At 36.4% G+C, this 25,965-nt stretch carries 28 protein-coding genes, 1 pseudogene and 1 other annotated feature; of the genes and pseudogenes, 5 read left to right on the top strand and 24 right to left on the bottom strand.

The window, feature by feature from the left end; all coding sequences use genetic code 11:
* Positions 1-20 precede the first annotated feature (20 nt).
* The 4 genes from BPMYX0001_RS20205 to BPMYX0001_RS20190 form a co-directional block, all read right to left on the bottom strand.
* On the bottom strand, positions 21-467 hold the full coding sequence (locus BPMYX0001_RS20205; RefSeq protein WP_018781661.1) for an acyl-CoA thioesterase: 447 nt from the start codon (positions 465-467) through the stop codon (positions 21-23).
* Between the two features lie 294 nt (positions 468-761).
* On the bottom strand, positions 762-1,523 hold the full coding sequence (gene sdhB / locus BPMYX0001_RS20200; protein WP_016116528.1) for a succinate dehydrogenase iron-sulfur subunit: 762 nt from the start codon (positions 1,521-1,523) through the stop codon (positions 762-764).
* Positions 1,516-3,309 carry a succinate dehydrogenase flavoprotein subunit gene (gene sdhA, locus BPMYX0001_RS20195; RefSeq protein WP_003200712.1) on the bottom strand — a complete coding sequence of 598 codons (1,794 nt, stop codon included), beginning with the start codon at positions 3,307-3,309 and terminating at the stop codon, positions 1,516-1,518. Before sdhA ends, sdhB begins: the two co-directional genes overlap by 8 nt.
* Positions 3,310-3,322: 13 nt before the next feature.
* Positions 3,323-3,949 (bottom strand): succinate dehydrogenase cytochrome b558 subunit, encoded by a 627-nt coding sequence (locus tag BPMYX0001_RS20190; protein WP_003200710.1) that lies wholly within the window; start codon positions 3,947-3,949, stop codon positions 3,323-3,325.
* A gap of 312 nt (positions 3,950-4,261) precedes the next feature.
* Between BPMYX0001_RS20190 and BPMYX0001_RS20185 the strand changes: the two genes are divergently transcribed.
* Complete coding sequence (locus BPMYX0001_RS20185) at positions 4,262-4,711, top strand: YslB family protein (protein WP_006096224.1); 450 nt, start codon at positions 4,262-4,264, stop codon at positions 4,709-4,711.
* Between the two features lie 312 nt (positions 4,712-5,023).
* On the opposite strand, the gene uvrC is transcribed toward BPMYX0001_RS20185, so the two are convergent.
* Positions 5,024-6,808 carry an excinuclease ABC subunit C gene (gene uvrC, locus BPMYX0001_RS20180; protein ID WP_006096223.1) on the bottom strand — a complete coding sequence of 595 codons (1,785 nt, stop codon included), beginning with the start codon at positions 6,806-6,808 and terminating at the stop codon, positions 5,024-5,026.
* A gap of 284 nt (positions 6,809-7,092) precedes the next feature.
* On the opposite strand from uvrC, the pseudogene BPMYX0001_RS34145 reads away from it, so the two are divergent.
* Positions 7,093-7,337 (top strand): annotated as a pseudogene (locus BPMYX0001_RS34145) (cytoplasmic protein).
* Between the two features lie 287 nt (positions 7,338-7,624).
* Here the strand turns inward: BPMYX0001_RS34145 and trxA are convergent.
* The 7 genes from trxA to BPMYX0001_RS20140 all read right to left on the bottom strand — a co-directional run bounded on the left by trxA (position 7,625) and on the right by BPMYX0001_RS20140 (position 13,741).
* On the bottom strand, positions 7,625-7,939 hold the full coding sequence (trxA, locus tag BPMYX0001_RS20170) for a thioredoxin (protein WP_003200692.1): 315 nt from the start codon (positions 7,937-7,939) through the stop codon (positions 7,625-7,627).
* A gap of 210 nt (positions 7,940-8,149) precedes the next feature.
* Positions 8,150-9,127 carry an electron transfer flavoprotein subunit alpha gene (gene etfA, locus BPMYX0001_RS20165; RefSeq protein ID WP_018764422.1) on the bottom strand — a complete coding sequence of 326 codons (978 nt, stop codon included), beginning with the start codon at positions 9,125-9,127 and terminating at the stop codon, positions 8,150-8,152.
* A gap of 36 nt (positions 9,128-9,163) precedes the next feature.
* Positions 9,164-9,937 carry an electron transfer flavoprotein subunit beta gene (etfB, locus tag BPMYX0001_RS20160; RefSeq protein WP_018764423.1) on the bottom strand — a complete coding sequence of 258 codons (774 nt, stop codon included), beginning with the start codon at positions 9,935-9,937 and terminating at the stop codon, positions 9,164-9,166.
* A 79-nt stretch (positions 9,938-10,016) separates the two neighbouring features.
* On the bottom strand, positions 10,017-10,793 hold the full coding sequence (locus BPMYX0001_RS20155; RefSeq protein WP_026008452.1) for an enoyl-CoA hydratase: 777 nt from the start codon (positions 10,791-10,793) through the stop codon (positions 10,017-10,019).
* Positions 10,794-10,804: 11 nt separating this feature from the next.
* A complete protein-coding gene (locus BPMYX0001_RS20150; RefSeq protein ID WP_018764425.1) occupies positions 10,805-11,392 on the bottom strand; it encodes a TetR/AcrR family transcriptional regulator in 588 nt (195 codons plus the stop codon).
* A 115-nt stretch (positions 11,393-11,507) separates the two neighbouring features.
* Positions 11,508-13,193 (bottom strand): long-chain-fatty-acid--CoA ligase, encoded by a 1,686-nt coding sequence (locus BPMYX0001_RS20145; RefSeq protein WP_033799152.1) that lies wholly within the window; start codon positions 13,191-13,193, stop codon positions 11,508-11,510.
* Positions 13,194-13,438: 245 nt separating this feature from the next.
* Positions 13,439-13,741, bottom strand: coding sequence for an RNA polymerase sigma factor (locus BPMYX0001_RS20140; RefSeq protein ID WP_240516940.1), 303 nt, complete (start codon positions 13,739-13,741; stop codon positions 13,439-13,441).
* A 122-nt stretch (positions 13,742-13,863) separates the two neighbouring features.
* Here BPMYX0001_RS20140 and BPMYX0001_RS20135 point away from each other — a divergent pair, with 122 nt between their 5' ends.
* On the top strand, positions 13,864-14,367 hold the full coding sequence (locus tag BPMYX0001_RS20135; protein WP_006096217.1) for a DinB family protein: 504 nt from the start codon (positions 13,864-13,866) through the stop codon (positions 14,365-14,367).
* A 66-nt stretch (positions 14,368-14,433) separates the two neighbouring features.
* Here the strand turns inward: BPMYX0001_RS20135 and BPMYX0001_RS20130 are convergent, their stop codons facing one another.
* From BPMYX0001_RS20130 to BPMYX0001_RS20095, 8 genes are all read right to left on the bottom strand, one after another.
* A complete protein-coding gene (locus BPMYX0001_RS20130) occupies positions 14,434-15,126 on the bottom strand; it encodes an ABC transporter permease (RefSeq protein ID WP_003200921.1) in 693 nt (230 codons plus the stop codon).
* Between the two features lie 54 nt (positions 15,127-15,180).
* Entirely contained in the window at positions 15,181-15,537 is a 357-nt protein-coding gene (locus BPMYX0001_RS20125; RefSeq protein WP_006096216.1) for a hypothetical protein, read from the bottom strand.
* Between the two features lie 23 nt (positions 15,538-15,560).
* On the bottom strand, positions 15,561-15,818 hold the full coding sequence (locus BPMYX0001_RS29595) for a DUF4097 family beta strand repeat-containing protein (protein ID WP_006096215.1): 258 nt from the start codon (positions 15,816-15,818) through the stop codon (positions 15,561-15,563).
* Positions 15,819-15,958: 140 nt separating this feature from the next.
* Positions 15,959-16,663, bottom strand: coding sequence for an ABC transporter permease (locus BPMYX0001_RS20115; protein ID WP_033797318.1), 705 nt, complete (start codon positions 16,661-16,663; stop codon positions 15,959-15,961).
* A 95-nt stretch (positions 16,664-16,758) separates the two neighbouring features.
* Positions 16,759-17,442 (bottom strand): ABC transporter permease, encoded by a 684-nt coding sequence (locus BPMYX0001_RS20110; RefSeq protein WP_033799151.1) that lies wholly within the window; start codon positions 17,440-17,442, stop codon positions 16,759-16,761.
* Positions 17,435-18,358 carry an ABC transporter ATP-binding protein gene (locus tag BPMYX0001_RS20105; RefSeq protein WP_026008453.1) on the bottom strand — a complete coding sequence of 308 codons (924 nt, stop codon included), beginning with the start codon at positions 18,356-18,358 and terminating at the stop codon, positions 17,435-17,437. Before BPMYX0001_RS20105 ends, BPMYX0001_RS20110 begins: the two co-directional genes overlap by 8 nt.
* Before the next feature lie 254 nt (positions 18,359-18,612).
* Entirely contained in the window at positions 18,613-19,548 is a 936-nt protein-coding gene (locus BPMYX0001_RS20100; protein ID WP_006096213.1) for a sensor histidine kinase, read from the bottom strand.
* Between the two features lies 1 nt (position 19,549).
* Positions 19,550-20,242 carry a response regulator transcription factor gene (locus BPMYX0001_RS20095; protein ID WP_003200910.1) on the bottom strand — a complete coding sequence of 231 codons (693 nt, stop codon included), beginning with the start codon at positions 20,240-20,242 and terminating at the stop codon, positions 19,550-19,552.
* A gap of 169 nt (positions 20,243-20,411) precedes the next feature.
* Here BPMYX0001_RS20095 and BPMYX0001_RS33255 point away from each other — a divergent pair, with 169 nt between their 5' ends.
* Positions 20,412-20,585 carry a hypothetical protein gene (locus BPMYX0001_RS33255; protein WP_006096212.1) on the top strand — a complete coding sequence of 58 codons (174 nt, stop codon included), beginning with the start codon at positions 20,412-20,414 and terminating at the stop codon, positions 20,583-20,585.
* Positions 20,586-20,780: a YwbE family protein gene (locus tag BPMYX0001_RS20090; RefSeq protein ID WP_006096211.1), complete on the top strand. Its 195-nt coding sequence runs from the start codon at positions 20,586-20,588 to the stop codon at positions 20,778-20,780. It abuts the gene before it with no gap.
* Between the two features lie 93 nt (positions 20,781-20,873).
* Here BPMYX0001_RS20090 and BPMYX0001_RS20085 read toward each other — a convergent pair whose 3' ends face one another.
* From BPMYX0001_RS20085 to BPMYX0001_RS20070, 4 genes are all read right to left on the bottom strand, one after another.
* Positions 20,874-22,073 carry a class I SAM-dependent rRNA methyltransferase gene (locus BPMYX0001_RS20085; protein ID WP_006096210.1) on the bottom strand — a complete coding sequence of 400 codons (1,200 nt, stop codon included), beginning with the start codon at positions 22,071-22,073 and terminating at the stop codon, positions 20,874-20,876.
* A gap of 428 nt (positions 22,074-22,501) precedes the next feature.
* Positions 22,502-23,089 carry a prolyl hydroxylase family protein gene (locus BPMYX0001_RS20080; protein WP_006096209.1) on the bottom strand — a complete coding sequence of 196 codons (588 nt, stop codon included), beginning with the start codon at positions 23,087-23,089 and terminating at the stop codon, positions 22,502-22,504.
* A gap of 318 nt (positions 23,090-23,407) precedes the next feature.
* Positions 23,408-24,733 carry a branched-chain amino acid transport system II carrier protein BrnQ6 gene (gene brnQ6 / locus BPMYX0001_RS20075; protein ID WP_018781641.1) on the bottom strand — a complete coding sequence of 442 codons (1,326 nt, stop codon included), beginning with the start codon at positions 24,731-24,733 and terminating at the stop codon, positions 23,408-23,410.
* Between the two features lie 119 nt (positions 24,734-24,852).
* Positions 24,853-25,104 (bottom strand) — a binding site (T-box leader).
* Positions 25,105-25,200: 96 nt separating this feature from the next.
* Complete coding sequence (locus BPMYX0001_RS20070) at positions 25,201-25,890, bottom strand: 23S rRNA pseudouridine(2604) synthase RluF (protein WP_033799150.1); 690 nt, start codon at positions 25,888-25,890, stop codon at positions 25,201-25,203.
* Between the last annotated feature and the right edge of the window lie 75 nt (positions 25,891-25,965).

Raw genomic sequence — 25,965 nt, 5'->3', positions numbered from 1 at the left:
TCTNTNTTTTTTTGCATTCATTATTGCAGTAGCTTTTGCTTCCATTCTTGGGGCCAAGGTGCCCCTTTTCCCGTTTTCTTTGAGGCTTGCACCATTGCCCCGCGCCCTACTAAACAAACTTCTCCCGCTTCATTTTTCACCATATAGTGTAAATCCAAAGAAGAATTCCCAATTGTTTCAGCTTTTACATATACCTTTAAATGTTCATCGAAGAAAATTTGTTTTAAAAAATCACATTGTAAGTCAGCAACAACAATCATTGTTTCTGACGCTTCATGTGTCCATTCTTGCATAAAACCAAGCTCTTTAAAAAATTCAATACGTGCTTCTTCAAAATATGTAAAAGCAACACCATTATTCATGTGTCCAAACATATCTGTTTCACAAAAACGAACTTTCACAGGAATGTAAAATGAAAAATCTTTTTCCCAGCTAGCAAGGTTTTCAATATAGGAAATCTTCTTCATGTTTTTCTCTCCTTTTTCTCTCATTCTCATAAGTCACACAACAACTTTCGGAATAAACAAAAAATTAAAACGATAAAAAACCATATATCCATTTTGATTTTCCAACCTATCAGTCGCGGCTATGGAAAACAACAGGTGACCTACACTCATTTTCTCCCTTTGTTTTCACTCAGAATAGGGCTACCGTTTCTATGCATGATCGGATCCTCTCTCCCAAAAAGAAGAATTTCATCTCGGTTTTTCCATTTGTATTTATATAAATATTGCCTCTTCGATTCGAAGAGGCAATATAAATTAATAGTTATTGTCGCTACCAAAGAAATCTTTAAACGACTGAATTGTTGTATCACGGTTTAATGCTGCAATTGAAGTTGTTAACGGGATACCTTTTGGACATGATTGTACGCAGTTTTGCGAGTTACCACAGTTCGCAAGGCCACCATCACCCATAATTGCACGTAAGCGCTCTGCTTTATGCATTTCACCAGTTGGATGTGAGTTAAATAAACGTGCTTGTGAAAGCGGCGCTGGTCCGATAAAGTCAGATTTACTGTTTACGTTCGGACATGATTCTAAGCAAACACCACATGTCATACATTTTGAAAGTTCATATGCCCATTGACGCTTTTTCTCTGGCATTCTTGGTCCTGGTCCTAAATCATACGTACCATCGATTGGAACCCAAGCCTTAACACGTTTCAAAGCATCAAACATACGACTACGATCAACTTGTAAATCACGTACTACTGGGAATGTCTTCATCGGTTTTATACGAACTGGTTGTTCTAATTTATCGATAAGAGCTGTACATGATTGACGTGGTTTACCGTTAATTACCATAGAACAAGCACCACATACTTCTTCTAAACAGTTCATATCCCATGCAACCGGAGTCGTATGATTTCCTTTTGCATCAACAGGATTACGACGAATTTCCATAAGAGCCGAAATAATATTCATATTTGGGCGATATGGAATTTCAAATTCCTGATCAAACGATTGTGCATCTGGTCCATCTTGTCTCGTAATGATGAGGCGGATTGTTTTCTCAGACATGTTGTTTATCCCCCTTCTCTTCACCCTTAGCAGCTACATCATGTTTTGAAGAATAATCACGTTTACGTGGTTTGATTAATGAAACATCAACGTCTTCGTAATGGAATGCCGGTGCATTTCCTTCTCCTTCAAACTTCGCCATTGTAGTTTTTAAGAAGTTCGCATCATCACGATTTGGGAATTCTGGTTTATAATGCGCACCGCGGCTTTCATTACGGTTATACGCACCAATTGTAATAACACGAGCTAATTCAAACATATTTGCCAGTTGGCGTGTAAACGAAGCACCTTGGTTACTCCATTTTGCTGTATCGTTAATGTTAATGCGTTTATAACGTTCCATTAACTCTTGAATTTTCGCATCTGTTTCTAATAACTTTTTATTTTCACGAACTACTGTAACGTTATCCGTCATCCATTCTCCAAGCTCTTTATGAAGAACATATGCATTTTCATTACCATCTAACGTTAAAATATTGTTAAATTTCTCTGTTTCGATTAATTCATTTTGCTCGTATAAAGTAGATGAAACAGCATCAGATGATTTTGAAAGACCTTTCATATATTCAATCGCATTTGGTCCCGCTACCATACCGCCATAAATCGCTGAAAGTAACGAGTTAGCACCTAATCGGTTACCACCGTGCATAGAGTAATCACACTCACCTGCTGCAAATAACCCTGGAATACTTGTCATTTGCTTATAATCAACCCATAGTCCGCCCATTGAATAATGAACAGCAGGGAAGATTTTCATCGGTAGTTTACGAGGATCATCACCTGTGAACTTTTCATAGATTTCAATAATTCCACCAAGTTTAATATCTAGTTCTTTCGGATCTTTATGAGAAAGATCTAGATATACCATGTTTTCACCGTTAATACCTAGTTTTTGCTCGACACACACGTCAAAAATTTCACGCGTTGCGATATCACGAGGCACAAGGTTTCCATATGCAGGATATTTCTCTTCTAAGAAGTACCATGGCTTACCGTCTTTATACGTCCATACGCGTCCACCTTCACCACGTGCAGATTCACTCATTAGACGTAACTTATCGTCCCCAGGAATTGCTGTTGGGTGAATTTGAATGAACTCACCATTCGCATAATATGCACCTTGTTGATATACAGCAGATGCTGCTGTACCTGTATTAATAATAGAGTTTGTTGATTTTCCGAAGATGATACCAGGGCCCCCTGTTGCCATAATTACGGCATCAGCTTGGAAACTCTTAATCTCCATAGATTGTAAGTCTTGTGCGACGATTCCGCGACATACGCCTTCGTCATCCACAACAGCACGTAAGAAATCCCAACCTTCATATTTCGTTACAAGTCCTGCTACTTCATGACGGCGTACTTGCTCATCTAATGCGTACAATAATTGTTGGCCAGTTGTTGCACCAGCGAATGCTGTACGGTGATGTTGTGTTCCCCCGAAACGACGGAAATCAAGAAGTCCTTCTTCTGTACGGTTAAACATAACACCCATACGGTCCATTAAATGAATAATACCAGGCGCTGCTTCACACATTGCTTTAACTGGCGGCTGGTTCGCTAAGAAGTCACCACCATAGATTGTATCGTCAAAGTGAATCCATGGAGAATCCCCTTCACCTTTCGTATTTACAGCACCGTTCATGCCACCCTGTGCACATACAGAATGCGAACGTTTTACTGGTACTAAAGAGAACAGTTCCACGTTTACTCCTGCTTCTGCTGCCTTAATCGTTGCCATTAAGCCGGCTAAGCCACCACCGACTACTATAAGTTTCCCTTTCATGCTCTCCCACTCCTTACTGATTTGCTAGCTGTGGATCGATGAACGCTAATAATGCACTCACACCTACATAAGATAAACCTAAGAAAATAGCTAATGTTACATAAGTAGAGATACGTTGTGAACGTGGCGATACTGTAATTCCCCAGCTAATGCAGAATGTCCATAATCCATTCGCAAAGTGGAAAATTGTTGATACAACCCCAACTAAGTAGAAACCAAACATAACTGGGTTGCTTAAAATATCTGCCATCATGTCATAATTTACCTGCTTACCCATTGCTGCCTGAATACGTGTTTCCCAAACGTGCCAAGATAAGAAAATAAGCGTAACGACACCTGAGATTCGTTGGAAGACGAACATCCAGTTACGGAAATAACTATAAGATGTCGCATTGTTCTTAGCTGTAAATGCAATATATAATCCATATATAGCATGGTACAGTATCGGTAAAAAGATGACGAAAATTTCTAGCGCATACCGGAATGGAAGGAGCTCCATAAAATGAGCAGCTTTGTTAAAAGCCTCTGCCCCTCTTGTTGCAAAATTGTTTACTACTAAATGTTGCGTCAAAAAGACACCAACCGGAATGACCCCCATTAATGAGTGCCACTTGCGAAACGTATACTCGCGGCCTTTCATGTCCCCATTACCCCCCTTGAGTGTTTAACTGCTGCTTTCAGTATTAGTTTATAACAATAATGTTTTTTCACTATTGCTATAAGAAAAACTGAAAAAATTATTCGAAATATTTCAGCATAATTTGATACCAAATTCATTTTACTCCTATTTTTGTCGAAGCGTCAAGAAAACGTATACATAATTTGTACATAATTTGCATATAATTTGCCACTTCCTTTTTTCTTTCTATATATTTAGATTTTCCTAAAGAAAGTGCTGTTTTTATAAATGGGAAATGTTATATAATAATCCCTATAGAAAGAGGGGAATATTTTGAGCAAAAATACAATTGATATAGCATCTTTAGAAGATGTTTCATTGAACGCTTTCGCTTATGAACTGCTGCGGGAAGAAGTACTACCTGACCTAATTGGTAAAGAATTAGATGACATCTTATACTGGGCCGGCAGAAACCTAGCACGAAAATATCCGCTAGAGACGATTGAAGAAGTCATTTATTTTTTTGAAAAAGCTGGCTGGGGTCGCTTGAACATCATCGAGCATAAACGCCGTGAAATGCATTTTCAGCTAACAGGCCCGCTCATTACAGAGCGTCAAAAGCAAAATAGACATTCTTCTTACCAATTAGAAACTGGATTTGTTGCAGAACAAATTCAAAAGCAACGAAATGTTGTTGCAGAGTCATATGAAGAGCAAAAAAAACGTTCGGATTCTATCACATTTCTTGTGAAATGGGACGTAAAAGATCCTATCGAAGTGTAGAATCTACATTAACAGTCAACTAGACATATAGGTTTAGTTGACTTTTCTATATAAATCCAAATTAAAAAAACGACATAAACCATTTCTTTTTAGGTGGGAGAGAGTATCCGGCCATGCATAGAAGCGGTCAGTGCCTTTTTTCTCCCCCTACCGTGTGTAAACAAAAGGAGGAAATGTGTGAAGAACTGTTTTTGTTTTCATAGCTACAGCTTATATGTCGAAAAATCAAAATGGATTTATATTGCATATTCATTCATTTTTAATAATTTTTAATCTTCTGAAATTATATCAAAAAATAGAAGACATTGTAAACTACAACGTCTTCTTATCTGTTAAATAGGAATAAATGGTTTCTGCAACATTTTGCGGCATTCCCGCTTCGACAAATTCCGTCACAGAAGCTTCTTTCATCTTTTTTAGGGAGCCAAAATGTTTTAACAATACTTTTTTTCGCTTTTCACCAACTCCAGGAATCCCATCTAAAGCAGATTGAATCACTGATTTCCCGTGAAGCTGACGGTGAAATGTAATTGCAAATCGGTGTACCTCGTCTTGAATACGCTGCAATAAATAAAATTCTTGGCTATTTCTTTCAAGCATAACAGGATCAGGAGGATCACCAATCATTAAATGCGATGTACGGTGTTTATCATCCTTAACAAGTCCAGCCATCGGAATATATAAGCCAAGTTCATTTTCAAGCACATCACTAGCAGCTGCAAGATGTCCTTTCCCGCCATCAATCACAATTAAATCAGGTAGTGGCAAATTCTCTTTTAAAGCACGCGTATACCGCCGGCGTACAACCTCTCGCATCGATTCATAATCATCTGGCCCTTGAACTGTCTTTATCTTATATTTTCGATACTCTTTTTTCGCTGGTTTTCCATCAATAAAGACAATCATTGCTGAAACTGGATTCGTCCCTTGAATATTTGAGTTATCAAATGCTTCAATACGATATGGTGTTTCAATGTCAAGCTGCTTACCTAAATTTTCAACAGCCTTAATTGTTCGCTCTTCATCACGTTCAATTAAATAAAACTTCTCCCCTAAAGCGATCTTCGCATTCTTGTTTGCTAATTCAACGAGGTCTTTTTTCTTTCCTCGTTTTGGCTGCGTTACATCCACTTCTAAAAAACGCTCTACTAATTCAGGATCAATACTGCCTGGCACTACAATTTCCTTTGGTTTAAAATGATTGTTTTGTTCATAAAATTGACCGATAAATGTTAAAAACCCTTCTTCCGGCTCATCATAAATTGGGAACATAGAAACATCGCGCTCGATTAACTTACCTTTTCGGACAAAGAAAACTTGCACGCACATCCAGCCTTTATCCACCGCATAACCAAACACATCGCGGTCAACTAAGTCGCTCATAATCATCTTCTGCTTTTCCATAATCGCATCTATATGAGAAATTTGATCACGTAATTCTTTTGCACGTTCAAACTCTAATTTTTCCGATGCTTCATACATTTTCGCTTCTAATTCTGAACGAACTTCTTTATGTCCACCATTCAAAAACTTAACAATTCCATCTACAATTTCTTGATTCTGTTCATCCGTTACCTCTTGTACACAAGGTGCTAAGCATTGTCCCATATGATAATATAAACAAACTTTATCTGGTATATTTGTACATTTCCGAAGCGGATACATGCGATCTAATAGTTTTTTTGTTTCATGAGCTGATTGCGCATTTGGATACGGACCAAAATACTTCCCTTTATCCTTTTTTACATTTCTCGTAATGAGCAAACGTGGCTGTTTTTCAGCTGTAATTTTAATAAATGGATATGTTTTATCATCTTTTAATTGGATATTATATTTTGGATCATATTTTTTGATTAAATTTAATTCTAAAATAAGTGCCTCTAGATTCGAGGAGGTAACAATATATTCAAAATCAACAATTTCTCCGACAAGACGGAGTGTCTTCCCATCATGTGAACCAGTAAAATACGAGCGCACACGATTTTTTAACACCTTTGCCTTCCCGACATATATAACCGTTCCTTGCTTATCTTTCATTAAGTAACAGCCTGGTTGATCTGGTAAAATTGATAATTTTTCTTTTAAATGCTCGTGCACTCGCAAACCCCCGTTTCTACATATTTATCATTATTATTCCAAAACACCCAACATACGTTCTTTTATTGTAACGGAAAGAACAAAAAAATGAAAACATTATACATATTTTCTTCTTTTCACATAGAATTGTACTATTAATTTTCATGTTAAACTAACAAAATAGAATTTTTGATTTTGTTTTTTAACCTTTGATCATGATGTATTATATAAACAATTCGTGCATGAAATATCCAAAAGAAGCTTTCAAATAAAACATCAAAGAAATGCGTAAAAAGGAGGATACAATGGAGAAATATTTTGAAGAAGCACACCGTTTCTGTTCTCATAATAGAATTTACTTAAAAAAGACACTATGTGTGGTTGTTTTTATTATTTAGAAATTTTCATCCCAAGTAAAATTAATGAATGGTGGGATGATGATACAGCAGTTTGCCCCTATTGTGGTATTGACTCTATTATAGGAGAGGGTTCTGGATTTAAAATCACTGAAACCTTTTTAAAAGAAATGCGCCAAAGATGCTTTGAATAATTAAATTTATTCTCCTTATTACACAAACCATAACGTGAAATTTTAATCAGTGGTGGGCTTTATCCCTCGCTGATTATCAGCCCTCACCAATCAGACTTTTACGGGCAGCTGATCCCCACCTAACTTCTTTGCTTTCACTGAATTTTGAAGTGAAGTCTTAATACCCATTAATGAGGGGTAAAGTGAAACTTTAATTGGTGGGGTTCTTCATCCCTTACTAATTGTATTATTATCATCTAACAGAGACTTAAAACAAAAAAGCTACCTCATGGCAGTCTTTTTTGTTTTTAGAAGTGTTTAGAAACTAATTCTACTAACGCTTCTTTTGGTTTGTATCCTAACGCTTGGTCAACCACTTTACCATCTTTTAATACGAAAAGAGATGGAATGCTCATTACTTCAAAACTGCGAGCAGTTTCTTGGTTTTCATCAACGTCTACTTTTACTACTTTTACTTTTTCGCCTAATTCTGCATCGATTTCCTCTAATACAGGAGCGATCATTTTACAAGGCCCACACCATGGTGCCCAGAAATCTAATAATACAATACCTTCGCTTGTTTCAGCTGCGAAGTTTTGGTCAGTTGCGTTTACAATTGCCATTTTGTTTCCTCCTTCAAGTATATTCTACCAAAAGTATATCATTAAGTTATATACGTGGCGAATATTATGTATCGTTATGTATTGTAACAAAAAAATGTACCTTTATACTATACAAAAAATCTATGGTATATGCTAAAAAACGAGAGGCAGGGGACCTCTCGTTTTTCTATATATAGGGGTATTTCACTTGGAACTCAAGGGTCACTCAAATTAAGAATGTACTTTTAACTTTTTAAACTCTTCTGTTAATAAAGGAACCACTTCAAATAAGTCGCCAACAATACCATAATCAGCTACTTTGAAAATACTTGCTTCTGGATCTTTATTAATTGCAACGATTACTTTTGAGTTAGACATACCAGCTAAATGCTGAATTGCGCCAGAAATACCGCATGCAATATATAAGTCTGGCGTAACAACTTTACCTGTTTGTCCAATTTGTAATGAGTAATCGCAATACTCTGCGTCACAAGCACCACGTGATGCACCAACAGCACCACCTAATACATCTGCTAATTCTTTTAACGGTTTAAAACCGTCTTCACTTTTCACTCCGCGTCCACCAGCAATAATAACTTTCGCTTCTGAAAGATCTACACCTTCTGCTGTTTTACGCACAACATCTTGAATAATTGTACGTAAATCTTTTACATCAACTGTAATAGAAGATACATCACCTGTACGCGCTTCATCTTTTTCAAGTGGCGTAATGTTATTTGGACGAACTGTCGCAAATAGAATACCATCTGTTACAACCTTCTTCTCAAACGCTTTACCAGAATAAATTGGACGTGTGAAGACAACATTTCCACCTGTAACTTCTAATGCAGTTACATCAGAAACAAGGCCAGCTTCAAGCTTAGCAGCTAACTTTGGTGATAAATCTTTACCGAGTGCTGTATGTCCAAAGACAATACCTTCTGGCTTCTCTTCACCATACACAGCTAAAAATGCTTGTGCATAACCATCGGATGTATATGATTTTAATTTATCATTTTCAACTGTCACAACGCGATCTGCACCGTAATGAATCAATTCATTTGCAAAAGATGCAACGCTCTCTCCAACTAGAAGGCCAACCACTTCACCGCCTTCTGCGATTGTTTTCGCTGCTGCTACTGCTTCAAAAGAAACGTTACGTAGTGATCCGTCACGAACTTCACCCATTACTAATACTTTACGAGCCATAGATTTTCCCTCCTGCATATATAATTTCGTATTTTATTAGATTACTTTCGCTTCTGTATGGAGCAACGATACAAGTTCTTTTACTTGATCTTGCAGCTCGCCTTGTAACACTTTTCCTGCATCTTTCTTAGGAGGTAAATAGATTTCGATTGTTTTTGTTTTTGCTTCCACATCATCTTCCTCTAAATCTAAATCATCTAATTCTAGTTCTTCAAGCGGTTTTTTCTTCGCTTTCATAATACCTGGAAGCGATGGATAACGCGGTTCATTTAAACCTTGTTGTGCTGTTGCTAAAAGTGGTAGTGATGTTTCAATCACTTCAGTATCACCTTCGACATCGCGCTCAATTTTCACGCTTGTGCCATTAATTTCAAGCTTCGTAATTGTTGTTACATATGGAATATTTAGCGCTTCTGCTACGCGTGGTCCAACTTGTCCAGACGCACCATCAATCGCTACGTTTCCACCTAAAATTAAATCTACTTCTTTATCTTTTAAATATTCAGCAAGCACTTTCGCTGTTGTAAATTGGTCACCATTCTCAACATCATCTTCAATATTGATTAATACCGCTTTATCACAGCCCATCGCTAGCGCAGTGCGAAGTTCTTTTTCACTATCTTCTCCGCCAACTGTTACAACCGTAATTTCACCGCCTTGTGCATCTCTTACTTGAATTGCTTCTTCAATCGCATATTCATCGTAAGGGTTGATGATGAATTCCGCTTCGCCATCATAAATTGCACCGTTTTTAATTACGATTTTTTCTTCTGTATCAAATGTTCGTTTCATGAGTACGTAGATGTTCATTCCATTTACCCCCTTGTTTTTCAGAAAGATTCTATCAATTTTAATATTCTGGTAATTTATATTAAAAAAATAATTTGAACTACCTACCACTAAATGAAGGTTTGCGTTTTTCTAAAAATGCCGCTACACCTTCTCTTCCATCTTCACCCGTAAACACTTCACCAAATATTTGTGCCTCACGCTGTACACCTTCATAATAATGAGATGATTTTGTTGTTTGTAATAGCTCTAACACAGCACGAGTTGTCGCTGGGCTTTTGCCAGCAATTTGTTTTGCGATTTTGAGAGTCTCTTCTAAAAGTGTTTCTTCTGGGAACACGCCGTTAACAAGTCCCCATTCTAATGCCTGTGCACCTGTAATTGGTGTACTTGTTAGCATCATTTCACAAGCCTTCGCTTTACCAACATAGCGTGGCAAACGCTGTGTACCTGCAAAGCCAGGAATAAGTCCAAGCGTTAGCTCTGGTAAACCAAGCTTTGCACTTTCAGTTGCAAAGCGCATGTGGCAAGACATAGCGAATTCAAGGCCACCGCCAAGTGCCGCTCCATGAATTGCCGCAATGATTGGTTTTGAGCACTTTTCGACACGCTCAAACGTAACTTGTCCAAGCTGTGCCAACTCTGTTGCCTGTTTCGCTTCCTCAACAGAAGTAAACTCTTTAATATCTGCTCCTGCTGAAAAGAAGCGGCCTTCACCATGAAGAACAACAACGCGGATATTTTCATCCTTTTCGACTTGATCAATTAGCTCAGTAACGTCATGCATAACTTGTGAAGACATCGCATTAGCTGGCGGATGATTTAACGTTGCCACCGCAATATGGTCTTCTACTGTTACAGATAGGAATTTCAACATGATCCCTCCCATTATTGACGATAACCACAAGCTGAAATAAGCAGCCCATGTACCGTTTTTGAAAGTGCGACCAAATCATATTTATGATCGCTCATTACCCAATTGGTCACAACTTCATCTACTGTTCCGAAGATCATTTGTCTTGCTACGCGAACATTTAAATCCGCTTGGAATTCTCCTTGTCTTATACCCGTTTCCAAAATCTCATCGATAACTTGTAAGTATCCTTTTAATACTTCATTTATTTTGAGGCGTAACTCTTGGTTGGATTGACGAAGCTCTAGTTGCGTGACAATAGCAAGAGGATCATTTTGTGACAACAGCAAGAAGTGCGTTTCTACCAACATAAATAACTTCGCTACAGCGCTTTCAATTCCTGCTGTTTTTTGGCGAATTTTTTCTATAAATTCTCCCATCTTCTCTTGGAATAAGGATATTAATATATCTTCTTTATTTTTAAAATATAAATAAATAGTTCCATCAGCAACACCAGCTTGCTTTGCAATTTTAGAAACTTGCGCTTGATGGTATCCATTTTCTGCAATTACAATAACCGCAGCATCAATAATTTGGTTATATTTTGGTCGATTTTTTTTCACTTTACTGTCCCCTTCAAGAAGATGACTGAATGAGTGGTCATTCATATTTCATATAATACTGACTATTTAAAAAAATGTCAATCCTATATCCTATATTTTCAAAAAGAAAGGGCCTTTAGCCCGTCTTCTCATCCTCTTTCTTCTTCTGTTCTTCATCTATAAGGACACGGCGTAAAATCTTCCCTACTGTTGTTTTTGGTAACTCGCTCCGAAACTCATATACTTTTGGGACTTTATAAGCAGCCAAATATTTACGAGCAAATTGATCTAACTCTTCTTCAGAACAAACTTCTCCTTCTTTTAGCACAACAAAAGCTTTCACAGTCTCCCCGCGATACGGATCTGGAACACCAATCGTAACCACTTCCTGCACTTTTTCATGCTCATATAATACTTCTTCCACTTCGCGCGGATAAACATTGAATCCGCTGGCAACAATCATGTCTTTCTTGCGATCTTTCACATAGAAAAAACCCTCTTCATCCATATACCCAATATCACCTGTGTGTAACCACCCGTCCTGTAATACCGCTGCTGTTTCCTCAGGCTTATTCCAGTATCCTTTCATCACTTGCGGGCCCTTCACTACAATTTCACCAATCTCACCGGGTGGCAAATATTCTCCTGTTTCAAGTGACATAATGCGTGCATCTGTATCTGGCCACGGAACACCAATACTTCCCGGCACACGTTTTTCCCATAAAAAATTGCCGTGTGTAACTGGAGATGATTCTGTGAGTCCATATCCTTCTACCAGCTTACCGCCTGTAATCTTTTCAAATTTCTCTTGTACCTCTACTGGAAGTGGGGCAGAGCCACTAATACAAGCCCGAATCGAAGAAATATCATATTCCCGAAGTAGAGGACTATTTAAAAGGGCAATATAAATTGTTGGAGCTCCTGGAAATAGTGTAACTTTATGTTTTTTAATCGCTTCAAACACCATTTTCATATCAAACTTCGGAATCAATACCATTTTATATCCTTGCATAATAGCCAAATTCATTACAGCAGTCATTCCATACACATGAAAAAATGGAAGAACACCGAGAATGACTTCCTCTCCCTCTGTACAGTTATATAGCCAATGCACACCCATTAGTGTATTCGATACAAGGTTTTTGTGTGTTAACATAACTCCTTTCGGAAAACCTGTCGTACCTCCAGTATATTGTAAGAGTGCTAAATCATTTTCAGGATCACACGGCACTTCTACCATTTCATCACTTTCTTTTTCTACCGATCTCCAAACATGAATCGTATCACTTTCCGTTACTGTTACAACCAGGTTGCTTTGCTTCTTTTGTACAACTGGATAGAGTAAATTTTTTGGAAATGGCAAAAAGTCAGCAATGCGGGTTACAATAACGTGCTCCACCTTTGTAGCAGATTGAACATTGGTGACTTTCGGAAAAACTAGGTCAACACAAAGAATAACTTTCGCCCTGGAATCATGGAGCTGATATTCTAACTCCCTCTCTGTATAAAGGGGATTTGTTTGTACCACTATACCACCTACAAGTAACGTACCATAATATCCAATCACAGCTTGCGGACAATTTGGTAACATAATCGCAACTCGGTCACCTTTTTTCACACCAAGCCTTTTAAGGTAATTTGCAAATTGTCTCACCTTACGATCTAACACTGCAAATGTAATATCTTTCCCTAAAAAATGAAGCGCTTTCTTTTCTGGGTACCGAGAAGACATCTGCTGTAAATATACATGGAGCGGCTGCATATCATTAGAAATTGTATGCGGAATTTCCTTTGGATAATTTTGTAACCAAGGTTTCTCCATTCCCATTCCTCCTTCCTGTTCTTACACAAATAAAATGAATGTCCATTCATGATGATTATTTTCATTATATTATAGCCATAATCGTGTTACAATCATAATATTCTGACTCTTACGCAACTATTCATTTATAACCTCATATATGTACTAGCCCTCCTACAAGATCTTTTGCATCTATTCTAATTGTATAGGAGGAGCCAAGATGTACATTCTAATAGTTATTACATACAACTTTTTTCTCTTTCGGCTTATATCTTTTGTCTTGATTTTATAGTTCCTCCTTTTTCATTTAAAATCTCCGCAATTTCCTTTGTTTTGAATTTATTCACATAGTAGAGTACAATCACGAGTCGATACTCTAAACTTAAATGACTAAGCATATTTTCAAATTCTAGCTTTTGTTCCATATTTTCTTTTACTGCGTGCCCACTACCCACTTCTCCGTAATCTCCCACATATAAAACTTTATTTTTCCGTACCATATCGTTACACTTATTAATTAATATTTTCGTAATCCACGTTTTAAAATATGCTGGTTCTTTTACACTCAATACTTTAAATTCCCCCGTTTTGGATGCTTTCATCTTATGTTAACAATATAACTAATTCATGAAAGGAAAAACCTCCTCCTTTCACGAATTTACCATATGAATGTAACCATAGGAGGGATAGCATGTATCAAACAATTGAAGGCTTTCTAAAAACGTGGAAATACGAGGCTGATTCTACGCAAAAGGTATTGGATGCATTAACAGATGAATCGTTGACTCAAGAGATTGCACCTGGTCATTGGACTTTAGGTAGAGTTGCTTGGCATATCGTCACCGCGATTCCAGTAATGTTGTCAGGGACAGGTTTACAGTTTGAGGGGGAAACAAAAGATTATCCTGTTCCAACTTCCACAAAGACGATTGCAGAAAATTACCGTAAAGTAAACACAGCTTTTGTTGAAGCAATTCAAACGCAGTGGACCGATAAAGATTTAACAACAATCAACGATTTTTTTGGACGCCCAATGCCGAATTCTATATTTTTAATGACTCTCATTAACCATCAAAACCATCACCGCGGTCAAATGACTGTTTTAATGCGCCAAGCTGGATTAAAGGTTCCAGGTATTTATGGGCCCACTAAGGAAGAATGGACTGCCGCGGGGATGGATGCTCCGAAAATGTAATGACATAAAAAAGACAAGGTGATTCAGCACCTTGTCTTTTTTATGTAACTTGTTTCATGTGAAACGTTATAGCATATCCTCTTTCTCAATATTTCTGATTCCATAATAAGCAATCATAATGCCAATAGCCGCAAGCGCTAATTGAAGTGGCAGAAAAGTTGCTAATGAAAACTCTGGCTGGCTTTGACATGCAATCATCACAACAATTAAGGAAGAAACAATCGTTGTTGGAACAGAATATTTACGCATACCAAAATATAATGGGATTATACCTGCTCCTGCAGCTGCAACGGCAAAAGGAACCACTTTTATACCTTCTTGAATCAACTCATCTATCGTTATTGTATTCGGAATAACTAAAATATAGCTATTTACTGTAAAGAAGACACCTACTATAAAAATGTTAGATAATAAGATTGTTATGAATGTTAGTATTGCGGTAATTAATAACTTACTTGCAATGATTTTTTTTCGATTAATCGGATACGAAAACATGAGCAATATTGTTTTATTTTTATATTCTTCAATTACTAATTTCGCAATTAATACTCCTGCAAAGACAATAAACGTCCCTCTTACCATTGCACTCGCCATTAAAAGAATACCTTGAGGGTTTCCTAATTCTACATCCCCTTCAATTTGTGACACATAGCTTACAAAAAACAACATCGCAACCATCACTATATTTGCGATAATCGCACCTTTTATATACCAGCCGAGCTTACTTTTCTTTATTTCTAGCTTTATTAGTTGCAGCATGTTATTTCCCTCCCTAGTTCATATGTTTTATTAAATAAATCCTCCTGCTCGATTTTATTGTTTATTCACTGGTAATACTTTACGATAACTTCTAGATAGAAAATTCAAATAAATACGGAGATACTTCCAACTAAAATAGGCGATACTTCCCACGATTCCACCTATGCCCAGAGCCAAAACCATGCTCCACTCCTGAGGGATTGATAAACCAGGTCCGATATCCATTTGTACCCATGTAGCTCCAAGGGAACGAATAATACCTGCAATAAATATAAGTACAGTGCAAAAACCGAAACCGTACGCAATCGTTGCCAAAACTGGAACAACAATAACGCTTAATAGTCCCGTCGTACAGTAAAAAAACAGCATAGCAAATACGTCAATGACGGAACGAGTTGGTTTTTTCTGCATGATATATTCACCTCTTCTAATTATTATTTGATATATATAGTGCCTTTCTTTCCAAAACTGAATCCTCCCGCAAAACCTTCCTTTCGCTCTTTCTGATTCACTACAATTTTCTTTCCATCCTTTTTCATTGTTACAGGATCATTCTTCTTATCTTCCTGTTTTCCCTCAACTGCGATTGTTACTTTGCTTGATTCCGCACTTTTGAACGCAACATCCCAATTTTCGTTATTTATTTCTATTTCTTCTACACTATCTACTGCAAAAAAAATTTTCTTTTTCAAAACTCTTTGTCCCTACTTCCTTGAGACTAAAAACTACTCCTGCAACTACAATTGTTAAAATAGAAGCTAATATCGTTTTCTTCATGTTTTATTCCCCAGTTCATTTTAAGCCCACATCTCATTCAAGATTGTATTTTTATTTAAGCCACATCTATTTTATCCACTTTATGATAAGAAAGGTAGCCAATTGCAAGACCTAATAGACAGAGCACAATCGGTACTATAATGAAGTCAAACAAACTAAGCTGTCCTCCCCCATTAGAAACAGTGGAGTTAATCAATAATCCTATTAATATAGACGAGGTAATCGTTGTAGGAGTTGATTTTTTTCTCATGCCAAAATATAAAGGAATGAGACTTACTCCAGCCATCATAAATGCGCTAATAAAAGTAGCTGGAACTGTAGCAATGATTTCACCTACACTAACAGGTGTTTCAAAGAATCCTATTATTGGATTTAAGAAGAAAATTAACATATTGATGATAAAAGTAGCAATGATTATGCTGCAAAAACAAAACCCAAAAACAATTGCTAACTTCGCTTGCATGAGTTTTTTTCGTTGTAACGGATAGGTAAACAATAATTGCATCGTTTTACTTTTGTATTCATCAATTACTAAACGTGATAAAATGACAGCTGAAAAAATCATAAATGTTGTTCTAATAAAAATATTTGTTAAAGACATAAATCCTGCATAATCTAGAAACATTTGCTCACTCTCAGCTCTAGAACCCCATGCCATAAGACCGACAGCAACGAAAATTGCTACAATGCAAATTGCTACTCCTTTAAAATAACGAGATAAGCGATGTTTTTTCCATTCTAGTTTCATAAGTTTAAGCATGTTGTTCTCCTCTAATCATTAGATTTTAAAAATATGTTTCTAATGGGTTATACTTTTTCGTTTCTATCTTCTATTTCCTATTCTTTAAACTCGCCCTATTTAAACAAATCTACCTGTTCAATCTTTCTTATTGCCATATAGGCAATCAACAAACCAATACAAGCTAATATAATGGGAATAGCAACAAAATCGAACAATGTACTTTCAGTCCCCCTACCTGAATTTAACATAGCTACAATCACTATCGCTGATACAAACGTTGTACGCACAGAATATTTTCTCATTCCAAAGTATATTGGGATTAAACTAATTCCCGTTGCTGCTAATGCATTCATGAATAGCTTTAATGCATTTTGGAGTAAGATTGATACGGTTAATGATCCCGTAATGACTGGATGATACAAATTGAATATATAAACAACGCCAAAAATGACAAGATCTGAAATCATAATAAAGCAAAGAGTAAAACAAATGATAATAAACATTTTTGCAAACATCATCTTTTTACGATTGATTGGATACATAAACATCACTGTCATCGTCTTTTCTTGAAACTCTTGAATAATAAATCTCGCAATTAGACTTGCTCCGAAAATCATAAACACTCCTCGTGAAAATGTTTCAATTATTGCAAACGTTTGATTATATCCATTTACTCCTGCTTCATCCCATAATATCAACGGAATACATATAGAAAGAATACAAATTGCGATGAGTGCGCCTCTAATAACCGGCCACAACTTAAATTTCATAAGCTCAAGTCTCATTAAATTAAGCATGGATCCCCTCTCCATTCACGAGATTCAAGAAATATTCTTCTAATGAACTATGCTTTTTGTTTATACTTTCAATTTCTACGTCATTCATGATGAGCGCTTTAGAAATCGCTTGTTGCGTCTCTGTCATTTCGTACACGCGAATGATATTCTCACTCAGAATTTTGTAATTTGTTATACGTAGTTTGTTTTCTAAAACATACGCTGCTCGTTTTACATCTTGAACGTGAATTTCAATATACTCCGTTTGCTTACCATTAATACTGTTCATTGAAACTTCTTTTATCAATTTCCCATTTTGAATAACCCCTATTGTATCTGCCATTTGCTCCATTTCACCTAAAATATGACTAGATACTAATAAAGTAATTCCATATTCTTTACAAAGCATTTTAAATAGATCACGCAATTCTCTAATCCCAATTGGATCTAAACCATTAATTGGTTCATCTAAAATTAATAGCTCTGGCTTTGTCAGAATCGCTCTGGCAATTCCTAACCTTTGTTTCATCCCTAATGAAAAATCTTTTACCTTTTTATTCTCCACGTTGTGTAAATTGACAAGGTCTAATGCATGCTGGATCCCCTTCTTGTCGTAGTAACCCATATATTCGCAATGAAGATATAAATTTTCCTTAGCTGTTAACTTGTCATAAAAAATAGGGTATTCAATAATTGTTCCCATACGTTTTAACACATCATAAGATGTATCTGTTAATTTCTCACCGAAAATTTCAATATCCCCACTCGTTGGTTTTATTAAATTTGTAATCATCTTCATAATCGTTGTTTTACCAGCACCGTTTGGCCCTAAAAAACCGTAGATCTCCCCTTTTTTCACATGCATATTAACCCCAGAAATTACTTCTTTCCCCTCAAATACTTTTGTTAACTGATTTGTTTTTAATACATAGGACATATCATTTTCCCCTTTCGCTTCCACTTCATACTTCCCCCGCATTAACGGGCAGTAAGATTCCCCTAACTCGAAGGAAGATAAAACTGCCCGTAAATGCCCGATTGGTTCAACTAACCATCAGTGGGGGATAAAGCCTCCCCACTGATGGAAGTTTCACTTTATATCATAGACAATGAAAATCTCTTTTTTCTTACCCATTCCTTACAAATTCCTTACGTTCAAAAAAAAGCTTGTAGAATACTCTTTTCTACAAGCTAAAACTCTATTTTTTTCAGTACAATTGTAAATACCGTTTTCTTATATGGCGTACTAGAAAGATGAATTTCTCCTCCTAACGCTTCCACAAGTCGTTTTGTAATCGTAAGCCCAAGACCGCTGCCTTGATACAATCGGTTCCTTGAATCTTCTAACGTATACATGCGTTCAAATACTTTATCAATATGCGATTCATCAATTCCTTTACCACAGTCCCACACATCAACATACACGCACCTATCATCATCTCTTAATGTAATACCAAGTGTTTTCCCATCATATCCATACGCAATTGCATTGGATATTAAATTATTCAACACCCTACCTAATACTTCTGTATTTCCAAGTGCATATACATTTTTCTCCGGTATATCAATATGCACCTCAAATCCTTTGGTCGTTACTAAATCATAAAACGTTAAAATCTTTTCTCGGCATACTTCATTCATATTCACCTTTGTCATTTCGACTGCTTTATCTCCAGATTCTAATTTCGCCAAATCAAAAAATTTATGAATAAGTTCCATTACTTCCAAAGTTTTCAAATGTACCTTTTCTAGCAATACTTGTCGTTCTTCTTCACTTATCGTTTTATCCACATTTAACATTTCTGTATACCCAAGAATAACAGTGAGCGGTGTTTTTAAGTCATGTGAAATGTTAGAAAGCATCTTTCTCATCGAAATTTCAACCTTCGCATGATCAGCATTCGTTTTTTGTTTCGCATCTAATAAATGATTAATTGCTACTAATAATTTTTGCAGTTCTTTATCATCCGTCACAACTAATAATTTCTCACCTGTTTGCTGCTTTACAATATCCTGTAACTTTTCATATGTATAGCGTACATTTGCACTTTTACTTTTCTGTATTCTATATTGAAAATAAATAACACCTAATAATATGAAGATAACGATCGTTAAAAGAGAGATCATACTACATCACTTCCAACTTATAGCCAATGCCCCATAATGTTTTAATATATTCTGGATTAGAAGGATCATCTTCAATCTTTTCACGCAACCGTCTCATGTGAACATTAATCACGTTATCATCACCATAATATTCTTCATTCCAAATCAGGTTATAGATTTGTGCTTTTGTAAATACACGATTTTGATTCTTCACAAATAGTTTTAAAATCTCAAATTCTTTCAAAGTCAATTTTAGCTGTTTTTCTTTTTTTTGCACAGTGAAATTAATCAGATCAATTTTTAAATCACCAATCTCAATCGTTTCTTCTTTCTGCTCCGTGGCTGAATACTTTGTAGATCTTCGAATGCTTGCCTTTACCCGAGCTGCCAGTTCAATCATAGAAAATGGTTTACAGATGTAGTCATCTGCTCCAAGTCCTAAACCGACCGCCTTATCCACATCCGTATCTTTTGCGGACATCATTAAAATCGGCACAGCACTTTTTTCGCGAATGATTCTCACAACTTCTAATCCGTCTAGCTTTGGCATCATGATATCGAGAATGATTAAATCAAATGAGCCTTTTAGAAATGTGAGAACTCCTTCTTCTCCATCAGATGCAATTGTTATTTGAAAGCCCTCTTTAGTTAAATATTTCTCGACCATTTCTTGAATAGAGCTATCATCTTCCACTAACAAAATATGATGTGACATGCTTCTACCCCCTTTTTTACAAACATTAACAATTTAATTGTAACTGAAGTCAATAAAGGTGAAAAGAATTATATGAAAATTCAATCCGACTTCATTTCTTTTCATAACAATGTTATGATGGAACTCACAACCATTGTTTACAATTAACCTAATATAAAGGAGTTTTACCATGTCAGAAAATAAAAAAGTAAGCTTAGCTGATTTAATGCGCGAACAACTTGCAAAGAAAAAGCAAGGAAATGGAAACGGAGCAAATACTGCAAATCAAAGTCAAGCAACGAAAAAACTACAAAACCAACAAACGAAGAAAACGAACAACCAACGTAGACGTACAGGTGTGTAAATGAACGGGCAAAAACGAGCTAACATTTCACCAGGTCTTGAAGTTGATATTGTCTTAAAAAAAGACCAACGTACTGGTACACTCACTAGAGGGATTGTAAAAGATATTTTGACAAACTCACCGTCTCATCCGCACGGTATTAAAGTGCGCTTACAAGACGGACAAGTTGGCAGAGTGCAGCATATTGTTCAATAGGAAAAGGAGCTCATTTTGAAATTGAGCTCCTTTTCTTATATCGTTTTTTATCTGTAAATCGATATCCTTTGTCAAAATGTTGATATATTTTAATTATCCTTTAATTTTTTCAATAAAAACAACCTTTAAATAGTCGCCTTCTTTAAATTGGTCAATCGTACGGAAATCTTCTGGCAAAGAATATTCTTCTAATATTTTATATTTGCCATTCATTTCTTTGAACGCTGTATCAATAAAGCCTTTAAATTTTTTCATATCAAATGTACTGCAGTTTGTAGAAGCAACGATAATACCGTTGTTTTCTGTAATGGAGATTGTTTCTTTTAATAGGTTTTTATAGTCTTTTGCTGCACTAAATGTATATTTTTTAGACCGTGCAAAGCTTGGTGGATCTAATACAACCATGTCAAACTTCATCTGTTTCTTCGCTGCGTATTTAAAGTAATGGAAAACGTCTTCTACAATAATATCTTGTGCTTCATAGTCAATGCCGTTCACGCTAAATTGTTCAATTGTTTTACTTAAACTACGATTCGCAAGATCAACACTTGTTGTTTTTGTCGCTCCGCCAAGCGCTGCGAATACAGAGAAAGCACCTGTATAAGAGAACATATTTAACACTGTTTTACCTTTCGCGTATGTGTCACGAATTTGTTTTCGAACGTTACGCTGATCTAAGAATACGCCAACCATCGCACCATCATTTAAATACACGGCAAAGTTTACACCGTTCTCTTTCACGATGATTGGGAACTCGCCGCGCTCTCCAGCAACAAAATCATCGTCTTCCATATACTTTCCTTTTGTATCAAAACGCTTCTTCTGGTAGATTCCTTTAAAGTTTGCTACTTTTTGAAGAGCCCCAATGATTTCATCTTTAAAAGAATAAATCCCTTCACTATACCAGCTAATTACATAATAGCCATCGTAATAATCGATGATTAAACCACCAAGGCCATCACCTTCACCATTTACAGCGCGGAATGCAGTCGTGTCATTCGATTTGTAAAAACCTTTTCTCTTATGTAACGCTGATTTGATTTTTCTTTCAAAGAAAGCTTGGTCAATGTGCTCCTGCTCTTTTCTTGTTAAAATCCAGCCATATCCTTTATTTTGCTTTCCGTAATATCCTTTACCAAGAAATTGGTTCTTCTCATCAACAATTTTGATGATTGCCCCCTCTTCACGTATATCATTTAAGTTTTGAATTGCATCTTTTAAAATAAGTGGATAGCCACTTTTAATTTCTTTTATAAATTTCGGTTTTATCTTTACAGTTACTTCTGATCGCATGTAATGTCTTCCTTTCCATTTGAATGCTTTCTATTCTATAGGAAGCATTTAAAAAACGAGACTGAAAAAACAGCCTCGTTTCACTATACCATATTATTGCTTTGCGAGTACAACCAGCTCGTTGCCTAGAACGACTGTTATATATTTATCCCGCTATTTGCGGGCAGTAAGACTCCCATCTCAAAATTCGGCAAAAGCAAAGAAGTTAGGTGGGAGATCAACTGCCCGTAAAAGCCCGATTGGTGAGGGCCAATAATCAGTGGAGGATGAAGAAAATCCCTACTGATTAAAGTTTCACTTTATACGATGTAAAAGATGAGACTCTTATCTAAAGATCAGTCTTAGAGCACTGTCCAACGGAAAAACCCTGTACATAAACAAGAATAAACAAAAACTTTCATTTCTCTCAAAAACCAAATAATAGATTTTTAATATTGTGGTTTTTCACGAAACCATAATGTAGCAATCCATTTTTCTCCTTCATGTACCGCACAACCTTCATGCAATGAAAGGGGATGTGGTTCATTTGTCCCTCTTTTACAATTTTCAAAAACTAATAATTTCCCTTCGCTTGGAGTAACTGTAAGATTCAGAGAGGGAAAAAAAGTTTCTCCACCTGCATTAACTGTATTCAAATAAAGAATAGCTGTATAAAGTCGTTGTCCCCCTTGTTCAACTCGGTTCCTCCCATCTTCGTGCCAGGTACCATAACAATCAATATGAGCATCAAATTTCCCCCCAACTTCATATCTCGCTGCTTGTAATGGCTCAGCGTGATTAAGCGGCAAGGGCATAGCAGTAGCAATAAGTTCAGATACTTGACTAACAAGTCCATGTGAATAGTGTGGAAGCCAAGTAAAATCTGATTTCCGTTCCCCTGTATGTCCATAGGCTTGTGCGGGTTGGATGTGCTTTTTAGATAGTTCGATTAACTCTTGGCATTCTGCTGGTGTAATTATTTGTTCATACTGGGCTACAAAAGGCTCATCATGGAGAACAATTGGCTTTTTATTCATAAGGTGTATTCCTCCTCAAACTTTATTGAACGACGATATTATATTATGTGGGTGAAACTGAATAGGTGTTACAAACAAGGATTAATAAAATGACAGTCTTTTTTAGCTTGAAAACTCCTTCGTCAATGAACAATAGATTTAGATAAAGTGAAACTTTAATCGGTGGGGATTTTCTTCATCCCCCACTGATTATTGGCCCTCACCAATCGGGCTTTTACAGGCAGTAATGCGGGGTACATTTCCCAACATCTCACTTTCTATATATGTAAGCTTTTCTACAAAAAAAAGAGACTTTCTTTCAAAGAAAGCCTCTTTACCTTATTTCCCTACAACAACTTCTCGCTTCTGAAAAGCCGAAACAACATACCCAACAAACATACCGATCATTCCTGGAATTAACCATCCAATCCCTACACTATAAAACGGAACTTTTTCTAAAATCGGCGCTAATGCTGCAATTTGAATGTGTGCATTATTTAATCCATCGAAAAAGCTAATAACAAATGCTCCTATAATACCACCCACATACATTGCCAACGGGATACGAAGGTAATTTTCAATTAGCGATAATATGATTAATACGATTCCAATTGGATAGATTGCTATTAAGATTGGTAATGCTAATGCATTTAATTGTGTTAAACCTAGGTTTGCTACCATAAATGCTAACACGCAGAAGATAAAAACAACTTTTTGATAAGACAGCTTTGGTAGTAGTGCTGAGAAAAAATCTCCACAAGCTGCGACAATCCCAACAGAAGTTGTTAAACATGCAGCCGCAATTGCTACCCCAAGTAGTAGTGTGCCGTAATTTCCAAATAAATGATGAACAACGTTTGTTAAAATAACACCGCCGTTTTCTCCCATTCCAAGCGATACACTAGAAGCCCCAAGGTAAGCGAGTGCTAAGTAAACGATAAGTAAGCCAAGTGCTGCAATAATTCCTGCAAAGATTGTTACTTTCGCAATACTTTTCTTATTTGTAATCCCTTTTCCTTTTAAAGCATTGATAACCACATTTCCGAAAACAAGTGCTGCTAATCCGTCTAATGTTAAATATCCATCAATAAATCCTTTAAACAGTGGATCTTTGTATGTTTCTGTCGGTGCACCGAACTCTCCAATTGGTGTAATAAGTGCTTTAATAACAATAATTGCAATGACAGCTAATAAAATTGGTGTTAATACTTTTCCGATGCGCCCTACTAATTTTGAAGGGTTTAATGCTAAATAGAAAGTAACTGCAAAGAAAATGAATGTAAAGATAACAAGTGGATATGCTTGGCTCGCTACTGAACTTGATAAAAATGGAGCGACTCCCATCTCATAAGCAACCGTTCCTGTACGCGGAACGCTGACAAATACACCTAAACATAAATAAATCGCAACTGTAAAAACAAGTGCAAATAACGGATGCACGCGACCTGCTAATTCATTGATATCTCCTTTTAAAGCAATGACAATAACCCCTAGTAAAGGAAGTCCTACCCCTGTAATGATAAAACCAAACAACGCAATCCATACATCTGTTCCAGCACCTTGTCCTAACGCTGGTGGAAAAATCATATTACCTGCGCCGAAGAATAGTGCAAATAACATTAAACTTATTGCAAACATCTCAGATAACTTTAAAGATGATTTCATTTTCATTTACCTCCTAAAAATCAATAAATAGACAAAATATTCAGAAATAAAAACTCGTTACATTTCCTCTTTCAATCCTACTTCCCCTATAAAAGAACGCAAAAAACACTCGTCCCTAACAAAGGGACGAGTGTTGAAATCGTGGTTCCACCCTTATTCTAATAAAATGAATGTATAACGAAATAAACTCATTTTATAGCTCGTGTAAATTGATAACGGTTTTATCCGTCAAGAATTACAATGCATCATGCCGTTCACTCTTGAAGTTTAGAGGTGGTAAGTGTATCTTTTCGTATTAGGAAGCTCACAGCCTAAGGCTCCCCTCTCTGAGAATCGTAAAAAATAACTCGTGTCCTCATCATTACTTTTATAAAATATATTGTCGAATATTGTTGTTTTTTATTATATGGGCTATTTTTAAAAAAATCAATAGTTTTATTTTTTTAAAAATAAACACAGAAAAACAACTATAACTGCTTCAATAATTCCTGTAACTCTTGCACTGTGACATTCCGCCACTCTCCAGCCTCTAATCCATCAAGCTTAATATTCATAATTCGTACGCGCTTCAGTTTTGTTACTGTATATCCAAAAGCACGGCTCATTCGACGAATTTGTCTGTTCATTCCTTGCGTTAAAATAATTCGAAATGTAGAACTATTTACTCGTGTCACTTTACACTGCTTCGTTATTCCATCTTTAATCTTCACGCCACGGGACATTCCGTCAATAAACCAATCTGTAAATGGCTTATCGACCGTTACAATATATTCTTTTTCATGCTCATAATCTCCGTGTAAAATTTGATTGGCAATCCTTCCATCATTCGTTAACAAAATCAATCCTTCCGACGCTTTATCTAAGCGGCCAACTGGAAAGATTCTTTCGGGATGATTGATATACTCGATGATATTCCCGTCAATATGATCCGCAGCTGTACAAGTAATGCCAACTGGTTTATGGAAGGCAATGTAGATTTTTTCTTTGTCCTCTTTTTCAATCGTTTTGCCATCAATCATTACAATATCATTCTCTGTAACAATCGTACCGTGCTTACACACTTCACCGTTAATTGCCACGAGGTCCGCTTTAATAAGGCGGTCTGTTTCTCGCCTTGAGCAGGATAATGCTTCGCTTATAAATTGGTTAATTTTCATGTCATATTCCTTTTTTCTTATAGATTATCCGAAAAGAAAAAGCATCAATCTCAGGCGGTATACTGATGCCGAGAT

The organism is Bacillus pseudomycoides DSM 12442, assembly GCF_000161455.1.
Classification (GTDB): Bacteria; Bacillota; Bacilli; order Bacillales; family Bacillaceae_G; genus Bacillus_A; species Bacillus_A pseudomycoides.
Note: the sequence above shows the minus strand (reverse complement) of the source record. Positions and strands in the feature narration are given on the sequence as shown.